The sequence below is a fragment of the Sandarakinorhabdus sp. genome (genome assembly GCF_031430775.1).
Taxonomy (GTDB): domain Bacteria; phylum Pseudomonadota; class Alphaproteobacteria; order Sphingomonadales; family Sphingomonadaceae; genus Sandarakinorhabdus.
Genome location: NZ_JANPCD010000060.1, coordinates 1 through 3,513, shown reverse-complemented (window position 1 = coordinate 3,513; position 3,513 = coordinate 1). Strand labels below are relative to the sequence as shown.

General features: G+C 67.3%; 3 protein-coding genes. 1 reads left to right on the top strand and 2 read right to left on the bottom strand.

All coding sequences use genetic code 11. From position 1 onward, the window contains the following. On the bottom strand, positions 1–910 hold a 910-nt coding region (locus RMQ73_RS03200), incomplete at its 3' end, for a phosphotransferase family protein (protein WP_310496547.1). Positions 911–921: 11 nt separating this feature from the next. Beyond that, a complete protein-coding gene (gene purD / locus RMQ73_RS03195; protein WP_310496548.1) occupies positions 922–2,151 on the bottom strand; it encodes a phosphoribosylamine--glycine ligase in 1,230 nt (409 codons plus the stop codon). Positions 2,152–2,259: 108 nt separating this feature from the next. Between purD and xseA the strand changes: the two genes are divergently transcribed. After that, positions 2,260–3,513 (top strand): exodeoxyribonuclease VII large subunit (gene xseA / locus RMQ73_RS03190; RefSeq protein WP_310496546.1); only part of this gene is annotated, 1,254 nt, incomplete at its 3' end.

Below are 3,513 nucleotides of genomic sequence, written 5' to 3'. Positions count from 1 at the left end.
ACAGCCAGTCCTGACGACTTGTCTTGGGCGTGCCGGTCAGTTCGCCATAGCGCGTCAGGATTTCCTCGACCGATGGCAAGCCGATGGACTCCGGTGTGCGTCCGGCGAGGCCGCTTGGGGCCTCGGTGTAGAAGGTGTGGCAGAGATAAGACAGATCCACCATCGGATGGCCCAGCGTCGACAGTTCCCAATCCAGTAGTGCCAGCACCTTGGGCTGCTCGGCATGGAACATCATGTTCGAGATCTGTGGATCGCCGTGGACGATGGTGGTGCGGTCATCCTTAGGGATGTTGTTGGGGATCCACTCGATCAGTGCGTCAAGCCCGGGGTTGGGTTGCGCCGAGCGGGTGTACTCGTACTGGCTGATCCAGCGCTTCAGCTGTCGCTCGAAGTAGTTGCCTGGTTTGCCGTAGTCGCCGAGTCCCACCGACTGATAGTCGACGCGATGCAGTTTGCCGAGTGCATCGAGCGCGGATTCGAAGATGGCGCGTCGCTCGGTGTTGCTGTGTGCTTCGCCGTAGATGTCCCAGATCACGCGACCCGGGATGAACTCCATGACATAGAACCAGGTGCCGATGACGTCATTGTCGGTACACAGCCCGAAGGTGCGCGGCGCCGGAAAACCGACCCCGTGCAGCGCGGTGATGACCTTGTATTCCCGGTCCACGGCATGGGCAGACGGCAGCAGTTGCCCCGGCGGCTTGCGCCGCAGCACATAATTCTGGCCGGGAGTCACCAGTTTGTAGGTCGGGTTGGACTGGCCGCCCTTGAATTGTTCGATGACCAACGGCCCGGCAAAATCCGCGACATTGGCCGCCATCCATTCGGTGAGGCGGGCCTTGTCGATCTCCTGTCCGTCGCGCACGGCGCCGGTGCCGGAAAATTGCTGCTGGCGTTCGCTCATTTCCATCGGAAGCACCCCTATCTGCCGATGTCGCGGCGGTAATGCCCGCCGTGCCATCTGATCTTTCGCATAGCGGCATAGGCGAGCGCGCGCGCCTCGGAAATATCATGGCCCAGCGCCGTGACCGACAGCACACGCCCACCGGCGGCCAGCAGCCGGCCATCGGGCGATATCATGGTGCCGGCATGAAACACCGTGACGCCCAGTGCCTCGGCGGCGGCAAGCCCCTCGATGACGGTGCCGGTGACGGGTGCGGCAGGATAGCCATTTGCCGCCATGACGATGGTGATGGCGGCGTCTGACGACCAGACCGGCGTCACGTCCTTCAGCGTGCCGGTGGCGCAGGCCAGCATCAGTTCGACCAGATCGCTATCCAGCCGCATCAGCAGCGCCTGTGCCTCAGGGTCGCCCAACCGGACGTTGTATTCGACCAGCATCGGGCCTTTTGGAGTCAGCATCAGCCCGGCGTAGAGGATGCCGTTGAACGGCGTGCCGGCGTCGCGCATGGCCTTGAGGGTGGGATGCACGATCTCGCGCATCGCGCGTTCGAGCAGCGCATCGGTCAATTGCGGTGACGGCGAGATGGCGCCCATGCCGCCGGTGTTGGGGCCGGTATCGCTGTCGCGCAGCCGCTTGTGATCGCGGGCTGTCGGCCAGACCTGCACGGTGTCCCCGTCTGTCAGCACGAACAGGCTGGCTTCGGGGCCGGTCATGCATTCCTCGACTACCACCGGCCCCTTGATTTCGGCCAGCGCCGCCAGGCCTTCCTCGTTTGATTCAGCAACGGTGACGCCCTTGCCGCCGGCCAGGCCATCGGCCTTGACCACGACGGGCAGCGGATGGACGGCGACATAATGATGGGCGTCGGCGCTGCTGTCGAAACGGCGATAACCGGCGGTGGGAATGCCATGCGCCCGCGCCAGATCCTTGGTGAAACCCTTGGACGCTTCGAGCTGGGCGGCGGCGGCCGATGGCCCCACCACGGGAATGCCAGCGGCGCGCAAGGCATCGGCGACACCGGCCACCAGCGGGCCTTCGGGGCCGATGATGACGAGGCCGATGGCGTTTTCGGCGGCAAAGGCAACAACGGCGGCAGGGTCGGCCGGGTCGATGGCGATGCAGGCCGCGACCGCTGCGATGCCGGGATTGCCGGGCGCGCAATACAGCGCGGCGCAGCGCGGGCTTTGCGCCAGTTTCCAGCACAGTGCATGTTCACGCGCGCCGCCGCCCAGCACCAGAATCGGCAGGGCAGATGGTGAGTTTTCAGTCGCAAAAGTCATGCATCACGCCTTACCATGCCAATTCGGGGCGGCAACCGTCTTCACCATTGGGCCGGCCTGTCCTAAGGTGAAAAGGTGGATAGCGACAACACGCCCGAATATTCCGTCAGCGAAATCGCCGGCGCCCTGAAACGCACTGTCGAGGCAGCGTTCGGACAGGTGCGCGTGCGCGGGGAGCTGTCGCAGTTTCGCCGCCAGGCCAGCGGGCATTGGTATGGCGCCATCAAGGACGAACGCGCGCTCATTGATCTGGCGATGTGGAAGGGCCAGGCCGCGCTGCTGACGTTCCGGCCCGAGGACGGCATGGAAGTGATCATCACCGGGCGGCTGTCGACCTTTCCGGGCCGGTCGAAATATCAGCTGCTGGTGGACCGCATGGAGCCGGCGGGCGTCGGCGCGCTGCTGGCGCAGATCGAGGCAAGGCGGCTGAAACTGGCCGCCGAGGGCCTGTTCGATGCCGCGCGCAAGCAGCCGCTGCCGCATATTCCGCGCGTCATCGGCATTGTCACCTCGCCGACCGGCGCCGTCATTCGTGACATTTTGCACCGGCTGGCCGACCGGTTTCCGCGCCATGTGCTGGTGTGGCCGGTGGTGGTGCAGGGCGAGGCCGCCGCCGCGCAAATCACCGCCGCCATCAACGGTTTCAACGCGATCGTGCCCGGCGGGCCGGTGCCGCGCCCCGACCTGATCATCGTGGCGCGCGGCGGCGGCTCGATCGAGGATCTGGCGGCGTTCAACGAGGAGAATGTCGTGCGTGCCGCCGCCGCCAGCCGCATCCCGCTGATCAGCGCGGTGGGCCATGAGACCGACACGACGCTGATCGATTTTGCCTCGGACTGGCGGGCGCCGACACCCACTGCGGCTGCCGAGCGCGCCGTGCCGGTGCTGGCCGATCTGCGGGCGGCGCTGGCGATGCTGGCGGCGCGCATGGACCGGGCGGCGGCGCGGATGCTGGTGCTGCGGCGCGAGCGGGCCGAGGCGGCATCGCGGCGCCTGCCACCGCCGCGCGCCCTGCTGGAAATGCCCAGCCAGCGCGCCGATGACCTGTTCGAGCGGCTGCCGCGCGGGCTGCGGGCCAGCGCCGCGCATTGGCGGGCGCGGGCCGAACGGGCCGGCGCGGCACTGCGCCCGGCATTGATTGCGGCGCGGGTGACGGTGGCCGGCGGGCGATTGCAACAAGGCGCCGCCGGGCTGGACCGGGGCATTGCCGGGCTGGTGACGCGCGACCGCGCGCTGCTGGCACGGCGCAGCGCCGCGCTGCGCCCGTTCCTGGTCACATCTGGCGCCGACCGGGCACGGGCGCGGCTGGAGCAGGCCGCGCGCCTGCTG